This window comes from Clostridium sp. CTA-5 (assembly GCF_054768135.1).
In genome coordinates, this window is the sequence record NZ_BAAAAT010000007.1 from 111310 (window position 1) to 127237 (window position 15928).

Genomic DNA, 15928 nt, shown 5'->3' on the forward strand with positions numbered 1-15928 from the left:
TGCAACAAACTTTATTCATTAATTAATCACCATAGTGAGGAAATTATATAGAAAATTTATAATATATATGCTTCTAAATAAATAGTGTTAATTAAAAATATAATTTTCTATAAAAATTATATAAAAGATTATAAATGTATTAACTTAATTAGAACATATATATTAATAAAAGATCTCTACTAAACGTAGAGATCTTTTTAGTAGTTATATTTATTTTGTTAACACTTTTAATTCTGCTGGAACTTGTTTTTCTACAGTTTCACCTTTTAAGATTTTACTTGCTTGTTCTACAGAAAGTTCTCCCATTAATCCTGGTTGTTGAGCTATAGTTGCAGTCATATCACCAGCTTTTATAGCTGTTTCTGCATCTGCATTTCCGTCAAATCCTATAACCATAACATTTTTATTAGCTGCTTTTAATGCTTTTACAGCTCCTAAAGCCATTTCATCATTATGAGCAAATACTACATCAAAATCTGGAGTTGCTTGAATTATATTTTCCATTACAGATAATCCTTTTTGTCTATCAAAATCTGCTGCTTGGCTTGCTACTACTTTTACATTACTCTTACCTGCTATACCATCATTAAAACCTTTACCTCTATCTCTTGTAGCTGATGCACCTGGTACACCTTGAAGTTCTACTACTTTAATAGTTTGTTTGTCTTTTAAAATTTGTAACATATATTCTGCTGCCATATTTCCACCTTTTACGTTATCAGAAGATATATGACAAGCAACTTCACCACCATTTGCTTCTCTATCTAAGGTTATTACTGGTACCTTGTTATCATTAGCAACTTGTATTGAATTTTTAACTGCATCACTATCTGTTGGATTTATCATTAATGCAGCCACACCTTGTTGTACTAAATCTTCTACATTTGATCTTTCTTTAGTAGAATCATTTTGTGAATCTAAAACTACTAATTCATATCCCATTTCCTTAGCTTTCTTTTCTGCGCCTTCTTTCATTGAAACGAAGAATGGATTATTTAATGTTGAAAGAACCATACCTAATTTCTTATCATTAGTCTTTTTTTGTGAACATCCCATAAAGCTTCCCACCATTAATGCTCCAGCCATAGTAAGTGATAATAATTTTAAACTTTTTCTTCTCATAATTAATTTCCTCCTCTTTTCTTATAAATTGTTTATATTTTTTCTAAGTGTCTTTTTTATTTTCTCCCTTTTTTGTCTAATAATACGGCTACTAATATAACTATTCCTTTTATTATTAATTGGTAGAATGGTGATACATTAAGAAGATTTAGTCCATTATTTAAAACTCCTATAATTAATGCACCTATTATAGTACCCATTACACTTCCTTCTCCACCTGCAAGGCTGGTACCACCTATTACTACTGCAGCAATTGCATCTAGTTCAAATCCTGAGCCCGCATTTGGAGAAGCTGAACCAATTCTACTAGTTATAATAACACCACTTAATGCAGCTGCTATTCCTGAAACCACATATACTAGTGTCTTTATTCTATCTGTATTTATACCAGAAAGTCTTGCTGAATCTTCATTTCCTCCTAAAGCATATAAATATCTACCAAATCTTGTTTGAGTTAATACGTAATATGCTATTGCTACAAGTACAGCTGTAATTATTACTGGTAATGGTAATATTCCTAACTTTAAATTTCCTATAGAATTAAAACTTCCTGTTAACCCTGATATAGGATTTCCATTTGTGAATACATACGTTACACCTCTAAATATAGTCATAGAAGCAAGTGTAACTATAAATGCTTGAATCTTTCCTTTTGAAATAAGCATTCCATTGATAATTCCTACTACAATACCTACTATTACTGCAACTACAACAGCTAGGAATACGTTTCCACCAGAGCTAATAATTGATGCGGCTAAAGCACCACTAATAGCTAACGTCGAGCCTACTGATAAATCTATTCCTCCTGTTAAAATTACAAATGTCATACCTATAGCAATTATTGCATTCACAGAAACTTGAGTTAATACGTTAGTTATATTTGATATTGATAAAAATCTTGGAGTTAATATAGAAATAGCTATACATAATATGAAAAGTCCTATTAATGATTTATATTTTGATAAATTTTTATTTTTAATACTTTGCATAATTATCCCACCTTTTTTTACTTTATACCTACTGCTAGTTTCATTACTGATTCTTGATTCGCTTCATCTCTTAAAAGTTCTCCTGAAACCGCGCCTTCTCTCATTACCATAATCCTGTCACTTATACCTAAAACTTCTGGTAAATCTGAAGAAATCATTATTATAGCTTTACCCATAGATTTTAACTTATTTAATAATTCATATATTTCCTTTTTAGCACCTACATCAATACCTCTTGTCGGTTCATCAATAATTAAAACCTTAGGTGATAATAATAACCATTTTGCTAAAATAACTTTTTGTTGATTACCTCCACTTAAATTTTTTATAAGTTGTTCTGCATTTGGAGTTCTTATTCTTAATTTTGCAATATAATCTTCAACATCTTTTTCTTCTAAAGATCTATTAACACGTTTTAAATTATTTTGGTACACCTGTAGATTTGCTAATGTCATATTTTCAGCTACAGACATCCCTAAAATCAATCCTTCTTTCTTTCTATCCTCTGGTAAATAACATACTCCTTTATCTATAGCATCTTTTGGACATGTTATATTTACCTTTTGACCATCTATAAATATTTCTCCACTTTCACTTTTAAAATCTCCAAATATTGTTTTTGCAAGTTCTGTTCTACCTGCACCCATTAAGCCTGCCACTCCAAGTATTTCACCTGCATTAACTTCAAAAGAAACATTTTTAACTTTCTTTTGATAATTTAAATTTTTTACATTTAATATTGTTTCACCTTTTTCAACTTTCTTATATGGGAATTGATCTTCTATAGTTCTTCCTACCATCATTGCTATTAATTTATCATTATTAATATCAGCAACCTTAGCTTCACCAGCATACTTACCGTCCCTAAGTACTGCTACTCTATCACACATTGCAAATATTTCTTCCATTCTGTGAGATATGTATATTATGGCTATATTTTTTTTCTTAAGATTATCAATTACCTCAAATAATTTTTTAGTTTCTACATCTGTAAGTGCAGTTGTTGGTTCATCCATTATAATTATACTTGAATTTTTAGTTAAAGCTTTTGCGATTTCTATCATCTGCTTTTCTCCTACATTGATATCTCTTACCAATGCTTCTGGATCAACAGTACATCCTATTTGATCTAAGAATAATTTACTTCTTTCTATTAAAAGCTTTTTATTTATCCTTCTTGTATATTGGGAAAATTTTTCATTTCCTAAAAAAATATTTTCTGCTACTGTTAGATTAGGGAGAACACTCAACTCTTGATGTATTATGGCAACTCCTAAATTTTCTGCTTCTTTTATTCCTTTAATAGTTACCTCTTCTCCATCTATAAATATTTTTCCCTCATCTTTATTATAAACTCCACTTAAAATTTTCATTAAAGTAGATTTTCCCGCTCCATTTTCTCCCATTAGAGCTGTTACTTCTCCACCATAAGCTGTAAGATTAACATTATCGAGTGCCTTTACTCCAGGGAAGATTTTTGATATATTCTCCATCTTTAATTTAGGTTTCTTTGTTTCCATTAGAATTCCCCCTTTTTTTAAAAAACAACTCCTGATTTTAAAATTATATTAGCATAAGGAGTTTGTTCTCCAGTTCTTACCACTGCTTTACATTCCTTTAATTTAACTTTTAATTCTTCATGAGAAATAAATGTTATTTTAGTATCTTTTATTTCTTCCTTTATTTGATTAAATATATTAGGATTAATATCCTTAGTTTCAGTAGCTAAAATAACTTCTTCAACTTCTAGTTCTAATAAAATAGCTTTCATTGTATCTATAAAAGTTGGTAAATCCTTTATAAGCGCTAAATCTATTCTTTTTGTTTCATTTGGAATAGGTAATCCACAATCTCCTATTGCTAACATATCAGTATGACCCATTTTAGAAATAACTTCTGATAATTCGCTATTTAATAACTGTGTCTTTTTCATTTTATAATTCCTCCTTATAAGTTCTTATTACATCTTCTAAATGTGGTATTGAAGTTTGTGCACCTTCTTTTTGAACTGCTAATGAAGAAACCATATTACCAAATTTAACAGCTTTAGTTAAATTCTTAAAAGATAATTCATTAATACAAAGTTTTGAACTTAATCCACCTATAAAACTGTCACCCGCTGCTGTTGTATCTATTGCATTTACTTTAAATGCATTTACTATCTCTGCATCTTCTTTAGAAATTACTGCTGCACCTTTTTCTCCTAAAGTTATAATTGTATATTTAACACCTTTATCTATTAAAATTTTTGCAGCCTTTTTAGCACTTTCTAAATCTGAAACTGTTATACCAGTAATAACTTGTGCTTCTGTTTCATTAGGTATTATCATATCAGTGTATTTTAATAACTCATCACTTATTATTTTTGCTGGTGCTGGATTTAATATTGTTATTTTATTTAATTCTTTTGCTCTTTTAAAAGCTTTTATTGCAACATTTTCTGGAGTTTCAAATTGTGAAATTATAATGTCACTATTTGAAATTGCTTCTTCTGCATTCTCTATATCATTATCATCTATTTTCATATTTGCACCTGGTTCAACAATTATAGAATTATTTCCATTTTTATTAACCATTATCATTGCCATACCAGTTGTTTCATTTTCATCTATTGAAATATATTGAGTATTCATACCTTCTTTTTTAAAACCTTCAACCATATTTCTTCCATTATCATCATTTCCAATCTTACCAATCATATAAACGTTAGCACCTGATCTTCTTGCAGCTACTGCTTGATTAGCTCCTTTTCCTCCAGGTATCTTTTTAAAATTATTTGATAAAATTGTTTCTCCTTCTTTAGGCATATTTTCTATTTGAAAAACAAGGTCCATATTTATGCTTCCTAAAATACAAATATTATTCATATTAAGTTAAACCTCCATATATATTATATGTTTTTTTAGTTAATCGGTTTACTTTACCGGTTAACTATATAATACACTGCTTTGAATACATTTACAATACTAATTTTTAAAATTTTTTCAATAAATTAAATACATATTTAGAATGAACTACTCTATATTCAAATTAAAACCATAAATTTAACTCTCTAAACGTTTCTTGTAATATTATCTGCTTATATTTTTAATTTATTCATACAAAAAAGAGGCCTCATTATTAATTGAAACCTCTTCTATATTTACTCCCTTATAAGAGCTAATGTTGAACAAAAAAACTTTCTTCATTTTTCATTGTTTCTATGTATTCAACAAATTTAGTTTTGTATACATTATAACCTAATAATTTAGTAACATTTTTATTATTACTTATTACTCTTTTATCACCTAAATATACAAAATTAGTTCCTAAATTATCTGCTCTTCTGTTTTATTACCATTAGATTGTTTATTGGTATTAGATTACTACTATCAGTATATGTATACTCCATTTAAATACTTTTATTAATTACATAAAAAAAATGATGCCTCAAAACTTTTTTTAAGATACACCATTTTTTATAATATATGTTTTAAAGCAAATTTAGTATGCTATTCTTTACTTACTTAATAAAAATACATATTTTAATTTATTTTTCTTAACTCATCTAAATAACAATCATCTATCTTTGCTTCTTCAAATGTAGCCATATTATTCATCACTGCACATGCTGAATCCATTATAGAAAAAGCTAAAGGACATCCACTGCCTTCTCCAAGTCCCATATCTAAATTTAAAATAGCTTCTAATTCTAATTCCTTCATAGCAATCTTAAAACCAATTTCTTTTGAACCATGAGAACTAAACATATATTCCTTAGCTTTAGGATTTAATCTATACGCTACAAGCGCTGCAACTACAGATATAAATCCATCAATTACAACTGGAATTTTATAATATGCTGAAGCTAAAAATACACCTGCCATTGCTGCTATATCAAATCCTCCAACTTTAGATACTACATCTATAAGATTATCTTTTATAGGCTTATTTATATTTATTGCTTGTTTAACTACTTTTATTTTCTTTTTATAGGCTTCTTCTAAAAGTCCTCCACCATATCCTACTACCTCTTCTACATTGCATCCTGTTAATATTGATAAAATAGCACTACTTGTTGAAGTGTTACCTATTCCCATTTCTCCAACTCCAAGTATTTTGTATCCCTCTTCTTTTGCTCTTTTTACAGCTTCAACTCCAACTAATAATGCCTTTATACATTCCTCATAAGTCATTGCACTTTCTTTAGCCATATTATTAGTTGATTTTCTTATTTTCCTATTCAAAACTAATGGATGAGTAAAATCACTATTTATTCCTACATCAATTACTTTTAAATCAGTATTGTTAGCTTTAGCAATTACTCCAACCCCTGTTAGCCCTTTAGTAAAATTGATTGTTTGTGCTAATGTCACATACTGTGGTGTAGATGCAACACCTTCTTCCACAACACCATTATCAGAACACATTATAATTATAGCTCTTTTATCTAAAGTATTTTTTATATTTCCCGTAATACCTGAAAGCCTAATAGCCATAGTTTCTAACTTTCCAAGACTATTTAAAGGTTTTGCAAGTGAATTCATTCTTTCTGTTGCTTTTTCTATAGCTAAGCTATTTAAATCACTTATTCCCTCTATTACTTCTTTTAATAATTTTTCATCATTACTCATTTTTAAAATTCCCCTATCCCCAACAGTACTTTTTATATTATATGTTTTAAATAAATGTTTATATTTTAGTATAATGTAAAACTGGCATTTGACTTTGCTTTTTACTTCATATATCAATTTTACACTACAATATAAAGTATTTTTAAAACATCCTTAATTTTATTATTTTACCTTACTTATTAAATACTTTATTAGATCTTCTTCCTTATTAAATTCTAAATCATACTTAAATTTAGGATTCTCAATTACTATTAATTTAATATTACAAGCTCTTACAGCTTTTAATTTTTCTAAAACTCCTCCTTGCACACCACTATCTTTAGTTAGTATTGCTTTTATATTATATTGATTAATAAAAGCTTTCTCTAATTCATACGATATTGGTCCTTTAAGTGCTATTATATCTTCAATATGTACTCCAGATTGAATCATCTTTTTTAAAACCTCATATGAAGGAAGTACTCTATGTAATATTCTATAATTAAAATTTATATCTAAAAATTTTGAAATATTATTGCTCCCTGTTGTATTTAATACATTTCCATCTAATGATTTGATTAACTCAATTGCTTCTTCATAATTTTTTACTCTTATAATATCATCACCTTGGATTTGTTCTAAAGCTCCAGGTCTTTCGTATCTAACATAATTAATTTCAAGTTTTTCAGAACATTCTATTGCATTATTAGTAACCTCTTTTGCATAAGGATGAGATGCATCAACTAAAATTTTAATTTCATTTTCTTTTATCCATTCAAGCATCTTTTCTTTATCTAAAGGCTTAGTATTTAAACTTTTAAATTTAAAATTTTTTAAAAGTTCTCCACCATAATTAGTAGCTGTAGTTATAGCAATATCTTCAGTATATTCATTAATTAATGATAATATTTTTTTTCCCTCTGAAGTTCCTAAAATAAACCCTATCATTATTTTATAGTATCCCTTTTCTTATTAGAATATCCTCTTGGAGTTATAAAGCATTCACCTTTTAAAAAGCTCTTTGAATTTCCAATTATAACAATAGACATCATATCAACTATTTCATCATTGAAATCTTTAATTTCACACAATGTATAACTTTGACCATCTCTTAATGCATTTTTTACAACTGCAACTGGAGTAGAATCTTTTCTAAATTCTTTGATTATCTCCATACACTCACTTAAATATTTAGCTCTTCCTTTACTCTTAGGATTATAAAGAGAAATAACAAAGTCACCTTCAGCTGCAAGCCTTACTCTCTTTTTTATGTCCTCATAAGGTGTCATTAAGTCACTTAAACTAATGTTACAATTATCATGCATAAGTGGAGCTCCAACTACTGATCCAGCAGAACTTGATGCAGTAATTCCAGGAATGATTTCAACATTTTCATCAGTTTTCATTTCAAGAATTAATCCCGCCATTCCATAAATTCCTGAATCTCCAGTACTTATAAGTGCTACATTTTTTTCTTTAGAAAGATTTAATGCCTCTTTACACCTAGCCTCTTCTCCCATCATTCCTGTTGAATAAATTTCCTTATCAGTTGTTAATTCTTTTATCATATCTATATACTTTGTATATCCAACGATTATATCACTTTTTTCAATAGCCTTTACAGCCCTAACACTCATATTTTCGATTGAACCTGGCCCTATTCCTATAACTCTAAGTATTCCCAAAATCTTTTCCTCCTAAATCTTTAAATTGCTAAATGTTTTAAAATAGTGTTGATATTATTCCCTAATTCCAATGCATAATGTAATTCCATTATCTTTTATTTTATTAACTATTATTTTGCCACCTGCTAAATCCACACATGGTTCACAAACGTTATAAACACCAACATTTTTTAATACAAAATTACTTTTTTCAAATTTATCTTCAACTTTTTTTATTTGTTCTACAGAAAATGTATTAAATTCACATTTTAAAGTTTTACTTAAATTAATAATAGCTCTTTCGTTCTTTTTTATATCAATAGATACTATTTCATTAACAGATCTAATCTCTAAATTATTCATAATTAAATGTTTCCTTACACACTCTTCCAATTTTTCAATTGGAGTATCTTTTCTACATCCTATTCCTAAAATTAAATCTTTTTTTATTAATCTTAAAATTTTAGAATAATCTAGCTCACTATTAAAATCTGTTGCTTTAATTTCATCATCTTTATCTCTATCTTCTTTTATTTTATTACTTATCCAAATCGAATCTTCTCTTAACTTTGATATTAATTCATATCCATTAAGTTGATCTAATTTTTTATAATCATCTTTTATTCCTACTGAAATTTCTTTTACCAGTAATGAAGAAATGTACTTTGCTTTTTTTAAGTCTTCTATTATAAAACCATTTTCCTTTGCTAAAATATCTGGAGCAACTATTCCTAAATTATCAGTTGCAGTTGTTATTATAGGAGTATTATTTAAAAACTTAGATACATTTATAGCTAGTTCATTTCCTCCACCTAAATGTCCTGACAATAAACTTATAGAATACTTGTTAGACAAGTCAACTACAACCACACCAGGATCTTTATCTTTAGTTTTTATAAAGGGTGCAATAGCTCTTACTGCAATACCTGTTGAAGATATAAATATTACCCCATCTGAATTATTAAATGCTTCTTCTGTAATATTATTTAAATTAAAATCACAAGTACTATAGACATTATTAAATAACTGTATATTTTTCTTATCCTTTAATTCATATTTATTTTTGCTAACTTCTTCTTTTATGTATAAAATCCCATTAAAAGCCTTTTTAAGAAAATATGCCATCTCCTTACCTTTAGGAGATGGACATATTATACTAATCATTTCTTTTCCTCTGCCTCTCTGAACATATGAGAGAAACTTTTATCATATAATAAACTTTTTTCAAAATCACTATCAATAAAATCTCCAACCAAAATCTGTGCACATTTAGTGATATTATTTTCTTTAACTTTTTCAACTATATCATCTAATGTTCCCATTACTATTCTTTCATCATCCCAAGTTGCTCTTTCTACAACAGCTATAGCTACATTCTTTTTATAACCTGCCCTTAATTTTTTAACAACCTTTTCTATCATTGAAACTGAAAGAAATATAGCCATAGAAGCTCCCACTGATGCTAAAACTTCAAGATCTTCTGTTTCTGGTACAGGAGTTCTACCTTCTACTCTTGTTAATATAACTGTTTGAGTAACACTTGGAAGAGTAAATTCTCTCTTTATTGAAGAAGCTGCCGCTGTAAAAGAACTAACACCAGGAACAACTTCATATTTTATGTTTAATCTATCAAGTTCAACCATTTGCTCCCTTATAGCTCCATATATGGATGGATCCCCTGTATGTAATCTAACTACTAATTTACCCATCTGTTCTTCCATACTAATAACTTCTAATACGTCTTCTAATGTCATATTAGCAGAATTATAAACTTGAACATCTTTTTTACAATATTCTAAATGTTCTCTTGAAACTAAAGAACCTGCATATATTACAACATCAGCTCTTTCTAATAAATCTCTTCCTCTAACTGTTATTAAATCTACTGCCCCTGGTCCTGCACCTATAAAATAAACCATATTGCACCTCTTTCTTTATTTGCACTAAAATTAATATATATGTTCTAATTGAGTTACATTTATAATCTTTTTTATAATTTTTGTAGAAAATTATATCTTTAATTAATGATATCTAGTTAGAATCATATATATTTAAATTTTCTATATAAGTTCCTCATTATAGTGATGAGTGATATCATTTATAAATATTCTAAGATTATTCTCTGCTTGCTATTATTAACGACATATAATCTCTCAGTTTTAATATTTCTTCTCTATCAGTTAATACTGTTTCGCCTTCTCTTCCAACCCTACTGATATAAGTATAATTAAAACCTTTTTCTTCTAATATATTTAACACTTCTTCCTCATGTTTATACATCTTCATTACTACAATAAATTTTTCATCTGTTATTTCATTTATCTTAGCAGCAGGTAATACAACTAATTTTTCATTACCAATTACTAAAGTTCTATCTACTAAACTTGCTCCTGCACAAAAAGATGTTATTCCTGGAACTGTTTTAACCTCAAAACCATGTTCCTTAACGTGGCTTAACATATGTATATAAGTACTATACACATATGGATCTCCTATAGTTAAAAAAGCAACATTCTTTCCTTCTGATAATCTTTTTTCTATAAAGTCATATGCTTCTTTTGACTTTATCATTCTGTCTTTTCCACCCATTGGGAAATGCATAATTGCAACTTCTGCATCATCTCTTACATAATCTTTTGCTGTTTCAAATGCAATACTTTCCCCACCTTCAATTGCTGCTGGTGCAACTATTACATCACACTTTTCTATTATCTTTGCACCTTTAACAGTTATAAGTTCTTTATCTCCTGGTCCTACTCCTACTCCATATAATACTGACATACTTTTTTTATTCCCCTTTTCTACATTTAATAATATATATCGGATTATGTGCTATCATCATTAAACTATCTTCTCTATTTTTGCTTATATTAGCTAATGTAATCTCAATCTTATATCTTAATGATTCCATCTTTTCAATAGCTTTATATGCATTATCTAATGTAATAAAATTCATAACAATTGTTCCATCTTCTCTTAAAACATTATTTGCATTAAATATTATATCTTCTAAGTTCCCAGCACTTCCACCTATAAATATAGAATCAAATTTAACTTTTTGACCAATTAATATAGTTAAGGTTTTAGTTGCTTCTTCATGAACTACTTTCACATTTTTACAATTGAATTTCTCTACATTACTTTTTGTAATTTCATAAGCTTCATCATTTTTTTCTATAGCTAATACTTTTCCATGTCTAGCCTCTTTTGAAGCTTGAACAGAAATACTTCCTGTTCCACTTCCTATATCTAATACAAATGAATCATCTTTTAAATCCATCTTTCCTATTGATAATATCCTTATCTCTTCTTTTGTCATTGGACAATTGCCCCTAATAAATTCTTCATCCTTTATAAACGCCATTTTTTTCACCTTTTCTCCCTAATAATTATTAAAATACTTAAATCACTAAAGCTTTTATCTATAAATTCTTCTGGTTTTCCTTCACTTATTCTCTCATCCTCATATGAAAGATTTTCCCCAATAATAACCTTACAATTAATTGATTCATCATTTAATATCTCACATAACTTTTGAGGATTATTTTTTTTATCCGTAAGCCAAATAGTTATATCATTTTCATTAATAACTTTTAAAAATTCCTCATCTCTTCCATGTAAGCTTCCTAAATATGCTTCATTCCAAGGTAATTTGATCTTTGAAGTTAAATACTGAAAAGAACTAATTCCAGGTATTATTTCAAATTCTTCAGCGATATTATTTTTTATATAATTAGTTATTCCATAAAAAGTTGGATCTCCTGATGCAACAACTGAAACAACTTTTTCTTCCGTACTTATTAAGATTTTATCAATATCTGACAAACTCTTCAAATAAATCTTTTGTTTATTAATAAAATCTAAAGAATCTAATGCTCGTTTAAACCCTACAATAACATCAGAAGTTTCTAATATATCTATTACTTTACTAACCATATAATCTCTATGCCCTGGTCCAAGTCCTACTATATATAACATCAATATCTCCTTCAAGCTTTAATTATTAGATTTGCTATATTTTAATTTAAGGAACTCCATAATAATATAGGAGTTGATGCTCCATAATACATTACACCATCAATCTTTAATTCATCATAAACATATTCTTGCATCTTATTTAAAATTTTGGTTCCTATGTTTTTATATAAATCTGAGTATCCTTCTCCTAAAAATTTAACTGCACCCTCACAAGTCTTTTGCTCTAATACCTTTTCTATTAATGAGATATCAAATCCTAAAAGAGCTAATTCTAGTGCAATAACCTCAAGTCTAACTCCACATACTCTACTGTGTGTATTAAAACATCCATAGGCTATTTTACACATCTTGCCTATATGTCCCACTATAATAACCTCTTTAACTTTATACGAAACACAGCTTTCTAATGCAAATCCTATGAAGTTTGAGCATATAACTATCTCATCTTCTTTGTATCCTAATACTTTGCAATAATTTTCTCCTAAATTTCCAAAAGTTAAAATAAGTCTTTTATTATTTAATGCTTTTTGTTTAATTTCTAATTTTATAGAGGCTTTTAATGCATCTTCAGACATAGGATATACTATTCCTGATGTGCCTAGAATAGAAATTCCACCGTCTATTCCAAGTCTTGGATTAAAAGTTTTTTTTCCTATTTCAACACCTTGTGGAACTGATATTATTACTCTTACACATTCTCCTTTAGGTAAAATACTTTCTACTTCCTTTATAATCATTTCTCTTGGAACAGGATTTATAGCTGGTTCTCCTTTAGCTACAAATAATCCTTCTTTTGTTACTCTTCCGACTCCTACTCCACCTTCAAGTATAACACTTTTACTCTGATTTATGATTTTACCTTCTGAAAATATACTATTATCTTCTTTGTTTACCTTTTGAACTTTTGCTTTTATTTCAATTCCCATAGTAATATCTTTGTCATCGCCACTAAACTTTAATATAGTACATTCAACAAAATCTTTACCTATAACTATCTTTTCAATAGGCATCTGCACTTTTATCCCTTTTGGAGTATCTATTTCTATTTCATTTAATTCCTCATCTTTTATTTTATTAAAAAATAACATTGTAGCTGCCTTTGCGGCTCCTGTTGCACATGTTCCTGTTGTATATCCACATCTTAACTTTTTGCCTCCACTATCAACATACATTTGAAACATTAAATTCACCTCCAAATTGGAATTTTTTATTAAATTTATCTTTTTACAATCATATATAAAAGTGCATTTATAATAGCTGCTCCTACTGTGCTACCACCTTTTCTTCCTTTTACTCTTATATATGGAATATTTAATTCTTCCATATTTTCTTTACTTTCAGCAGCTCCTACAAACCCAACTGGAACTGCTACAATTAATTTAGGCTTTGCTTTACCTTCTTTTATTAATTCTTTCAATTTAAATAACGCTGTAGGTGCATTACCAAAAACAAATATATCTACATTATCACTGCAAGCTTTTTCAACTGCTGCCATACTTCTTGTTATTCCATTTTCTTTAGCAGCTTTATGTACATCTGGCTCATTTACATAACAAATTACCTTACTACCTGTTTTAGATAAAGCCATCTTATTTATTCCATTTAGAGCCATATTAGTATCTGTATATATTGTAGCGCCCTTAGATAAAACTTTCTTTGCTACCTCAATTGCATCTTCACTTATTTCAACAAGATCTTTATACTCAAAATCAGCAGTTGTATGAATAACTCTTTTTACTATTAAAAGTTCTTCATCAGTAAAAGAATGCTCTCCTAACTCCTGCCCTATTATTTCAAAGCTCTTTTCTTCTATCCCCATAGGATTCTTTAAATAATCCATATTTTTCTCCTTTTTATTAATAATTTTAAACAGTTTTTATGGCTATGTTTTAATTTAATATTGATATTATAGTATAATATCAACACTATTTTAAGACAATACTTTTTATAAATATCATACTAATAAATTCATATTATTCAATAAGGCACATGAAATAAAATAATAGACCAAAGAGGCATTATATATTCTGTGTCAGACAATTAAATAATTCTTATTTTGACATAGTATATTATATAAATTAAAAAAACTCACCGTTTATTAGTACATCTAAAAACTTAATATTTCCCAAGAAATTAACATGTGCATATGCTGCTAATGTATTATTCTTTAAATAACCACATTCCCACACTATCTTTTCACCATCATATTGATTTTTTTCCACTTCATATATTTGATGTTCTTTTAATTCAACCTCTGATTTGTGAAATTCATGTGCATTTATTTCAAATTCCTTACCAAAATATTTTTTATCTATTTTGACTTTACAATAACCAAATCTCTTTAATAATTTAGTCATTTCACTTTTTCCATCAAAAAAACCTACCATCTTAAATCCATCTATTCCTTCTGTTAAATACATAAGTCCGCCACATTCAGCATAACATCTTAAGCCATCATCTAATGCCTTTTTAATGCTTTCTCTCATAGATAAATTTTTTTCTAAATCTTCTTTAAAAACTTCTGGATATCCTCCACCTATATATAAAAAATCTAAATTATCAGGTAAACTTTTATCTCTAATAGGGCTAAAATAAATTACCTCTCCAATATCCTCTAAAAGTTCTAAATTATCCTTATAATAAAAGCTAAAAGCTTGATCTAAAGCAACTCCAATTTTTAATCTTTTATTCTTTAAAAACATTCTTTCTTCTATTTTAACATTATCTTTATTTATGTGACTATTTTTCAACTCTTTCATACATTCTAAAAGTTCATCTAAATTAACATATTTAGCTATTAAATCCCCACATATATCTAATTTTTCTTTAAGATTATCAACCTCTATACTTTGTATTAACCCTAAATGCCTACTAGATAATTTTATTTTTTCCTCTTTAGGAATATATCCAAAAACTTTAATATTGCAATTTTGTTCTATAGCATATTTTAAAAGTTTATAGTATTTCTCACTTACTGAATTTAATACTACTCCAACTATATTAGCTTTTTTATATTCTTTAAGACCATTTATTTCTGCACATAAGGTTACGCTTTGTCCCTTAGGTGATAATACTAAAACTATTGGCATATCATCTAATGTTCTTGAAATATCAAAAGTTGATGCTTTAGAGCTTACCCCAATACCATCATACAATCCCATAACCCCTTCAATTATTCCAACTTCTCCAATTCCTTTAAAGTAACTTTCCTTTACGCCTTCTTCTCCCATTAAAAAAGTGTCAAGATTTCTTGATAATATTCCAGTTACCTCTTTATGAAATGCTGTATCTATATAATCAGGTCCTACCTTATAACCTTGAACCTTTAATCCCTTTTTTATTAATGCTTTCATAAGCCCTAAAGTAAAAGTAGTTTTTCCACCACCACTACAATTTGAAGAAATAATTATAGATTTCATCTTTTAAATATCCCTCTTCTTTCTTATTTTAGAATATGTTTTAATGATTGTTGAGATTTTAGTATAAGGGCGAACTGGCATTGGAATTTTCTTTTTAGAACTCTTAATGAAGATTTGTCAAATTAGCTGCTTGTTACAATTATAATTGGGAGCATGCACTAATT

The 15928-nt window shown here is 27.9% G+C and carries 16 protein-coding genes; all 16 read right to left on the reverse strand.

What is annotated here, in order from left to right:
- Positions 1-210: 210 nt before the first annotated feature.
- Positions 211-1122 (reverse strand): ribose ABC transporter substrate-binding protein RbsB, encoded by a 912-nt coding sequence (rbsB, locus tag ACYUET_RS13780; RefSeq protein WP_460280516.1) that lies wholly within the window; start codon positions 1120-1122, stop codon positions 211-213.
- 56 nt (positions 1123-1178) lie between these two features.
- On the reverse strand, positions 1179-2111 hold the full coding sequence (locus ACYUET_RS13785; RefSeq protein ID WP_460280518.1) for an ABC transporter permease: 933 nt from the start codon (positions 2109-2111) through the stop codon (positions 1179-1181).
- A 17-nt stretch (positions 2112-2128) separates the two neighbouring features.
- A complete protein-coding gene (locus ACYUET_RS13790) occupies positions 2129-3631 on the reverse strand; it encodes a sugar ABC transporter ATP-binding protein (RefSeq protein ID WP_460280520.1) in 1503 nt (500 codons plus the stop codon).
- Positions 3632-3648: 17 nt separating this feature from the next.
- The gene (rbsD, locus tag ACYUET_RS13795; protein WP_460280522.1) at positions 3649-4044 is read right to left on the reverse strand and encodes a D-ribose pyranase; all 396 of its coding nucleotides are present in this window, start codon (positions 4042-4044) and stop codon (positions 3649-3651) included.
- 1 nt (position 4045) lies between these two features.
- On the reverse strand, positions 4046-4978 hold the full coding sequence (gene rbsK / locus ACYUET_RS13800; RefSeq protein ID WP_460280524.1) for a ribokinase: 933 nt from the start codon (positions 4976-4978) through the stop codon (positions 4046-4048).
- A 657-nt stretch (positions 4979-5635) separates the two neighbouring features.
- Complete coding sequence (gene cobT, locus ACYUET_RS13805) at positions 5636-6724, reverse strand: nicotinate-nucleotide--dimethylbenzimidazole phosphoribosyltransferase (protein WP_460280526.1); 1089 nt, start codon at positions 6722-6724, stop codon at positions 5636-5638.
- Between the two features lie 162 nt (positions 6725-6886).
- Positions 6887-7651 (reverse strand): cobalt-precorrin-6A reductase, encoded by a 765-nt coding sequence (locus tag ACYUET_RS13810; RefSeq protein WP_460280528.1) that lies wholly within the window; start codon positions 7649-7651, stop codon positions 6887-6889.
- The gene (gene cobJ / locus ACYUET_RS13815; protein WP_460280530.1) at positions 7651-8388 is read right to left on the reverse strand and encodes a precorrin-3B C(17)-methyltransferase; all 738 of its coding nucleotides are present in this window, start codon (positions 8386-8388) and stop codon (positions 7651-7653) included. Before cobJ ends, ACYUET_RS13810 begins: the two co-directional genes overlap by 1 nt.
- Before the next feature lie 54 nt (positions 8389-8442).
- Positions 8443-9531, reverse strand: coding sequence for a cobalt-precorrin 5A hydrolase (cbiG, locus tag ACYUET_RS13820; RefSeq protein WP_460280532.1), 1089 nt, complete (start codon positions 9529-9531; stop codon positions 8443-8445).
- Positions 9528-10286, reverse strand: coding sequence for a precorrin-4 C(11)-methyltransferase (cobM, locus tag ACYUET_RS13825; protein WP_460280534.1), 759 nt, complete (start codon positions 10284-10286; stop codon positions 9528-9530). Before cobM ends, cbiG begins: the two co-directional genes overlap by 4 nt.
- Positions 10287-10482: 196 nt before the next feature.
- Complete coding sequence (locus tag ACYUET_RS13830; protein ID WP_460280536.1) at positions 10483-11148, reverse strand: cobalt-factor II C(20)-methyltransferase; 666 nt, start codon at positions 11146-11148, stop codon at positions 10483-10485.
- Positions 11149-11155: 7 nt separating this feature from the next.
- Complete coding sequence (gene cbiT, locus ACYUET_RS13835; protein ID WP_460280538.1) at positions 11156-11731, reverse strand: precorrin-6Y C5,15-methyltransferase (decarboxylating) subunit CbiT; 576 nt, start codon at positions 11729-11731, stop codon at positions 11156-11158.
- Positions 11732-11736: 5 nt separating this feature from the next.
- Positions 11737-12345 carry a precorrin-6y C5,15-methyltransferase (decarboxylating) subunit CbiE gene (cbiE, locus tag ACYUET_RS13840; RefSeq protein WP_460280540.1) on the reverse strand — a complete coding sequence of 203 codons (609 nt, stop codon included), beginning with the start codon at positions 12343-12345 and terminating at the stop codon, positions 11737-11739.
- A 41-nt stretch (positions 12346-12386) separates the two neighbouring features.
- Entirely contained in the window at positions 12387-13526 is a 1140-nt protein-coding gene (cbiD, locus tag ACYUET_RS13845) for a cobalt-precorrin-5B (C(1))-methyltransferase CbiD (protein WP_460280542.1), read from the reverse strand.
- Between the two features lie 35 nt (positions 13527-13561).
- Positions 13562-14185 carry a precorrin-8X methylmutase gene (locus ACYUET_RS13850; RefSeq protein WP_460280544.1) on the reverse strand — a complete coding sequence of 208 codons (624 nt, stop codon included), beginning with the start codon at positions 14183-14185 and terminating at the stop codon, positions 13562-13564.
- A 238-nt stretch (positions 14186-14423) separates the two neighbouring features.
- Positions 14424-15764: a cobyrinate a,c-diamide synthase gene (locus ACYUET_RS13855; protein WP_460280546.1), complete on the reverse strand. Its 1341-nt coding sequence runs from the start codon at positions 15762-15764 to the stop codon at positions 14424-14426.
- Positions 15765-15928: the final 164 nt, after the last annotated feature.

Excerpts from the sequence above, each read along its gene's own strand:
- ACYUET_RS13810 (WP_460280528.1), bottom strand. The coding sequence starts at position 7,651 with ATGATAGGGTTTATTTTAGGAACTTCAGAGGGAAAAAAAATATTATCA.
- cbiE (WP_460280540.1), bottom strand. The coding sequence starts at position 12,345 with ATGTTATATATAGTAGGACTTGGACCAGGGCATAGAGATTATATGGTT.
- ACYUET_RS13850 (WP_460280544.1), bottom strand. The coding sequence starts at position 14,185 with ATGGATTATTTAAAGAATCCTATGGGGATAGAAGAAAAGAGCTTTGAA.
- cobM (WP_460280534.1), bottom strand. The coding sequence starts at position 10,286 with ATGGTTTATTTTATAGGTGCAGGACCAGGGGCAGTAGATTTAATAACA.
- cbiD (WP_460280542.1), bottom strand. The coding sequence starts at position 13,526 with ATGTTTCAAATGTATGTTGATAGTGGAGGCAAAAAGTTAAGATGTGGA.
- rbsB (WP_460280516.1), bottom strand. The coding sequence starts at position 1,122 with ATGAGAAGAAAAAGTTTAAAATTATTATCACTTACTATGGCTGGAGCA.
- ACYUET_RS13785 (WP_460280518.1), bottom strand. The coding sequence starts at position 2,111 with ATGCAAAGTATTAAAAATAAAAATTTATCAAAATATAAATCATTAATA.
- ACYUET_RS13830 (WP_460280536.1), bottom strand. The coding sequence starts at position 11,148 with ATGTCAGTATTATATGGAGTAGGAGTAGGACCAGGAGATAAAGAACTT.
- ACYUET_RS13855 (WP_460280546.1), bottom strand. The coding sequence starts at position 15,764 with ATGAAATCTATAATTATTTCTTCAAATTGTAGTGGTGGTGGAAAAACT.
- rbsK (WP_460280524.1), bottom strand. The coding sequence starts at position 4,978 with ATGAATAATATTTGTATTTTAGGAAGCATAAATATGGACCTTGTTTTT.
- ACYUET_RS13790 (WP_460280520.1), bottom strand. The coding sequence starts at position 3,631 with ATGGAAACAAAGAAACCTAAATTAAAGATGGAGAATATATCAAAAATC.
- cbiG (WP_460280532.1), bottom strand. The coding sequence starts at position 9,531 with ATGATTAGTATAATATGTCCATCTCCTAAAGGTAAGGAGATGGCATAT.
- cbiT (WP_460280538.1), bottom strand. The coding sequence starts at position 11,731 with ATGGCGTTTATAAAGGATGAAGAATTTATTAGGGGCAATTGTCCAATG.
- cobT (WP_460280526.1), bottom strand. The coding sequence starts at position 6,724 with ATGAGTAATGATGAAAAATTATTAAAAGAAGTAATAGAGGGAATAAGT.
- rbsD (WP_460280522.1), bottom strand. The coding sequence starts at position 4,044 with ATGAAAAAGACACAGTTATTAAATAGCGAATTATCAGAAGTTATTTCT.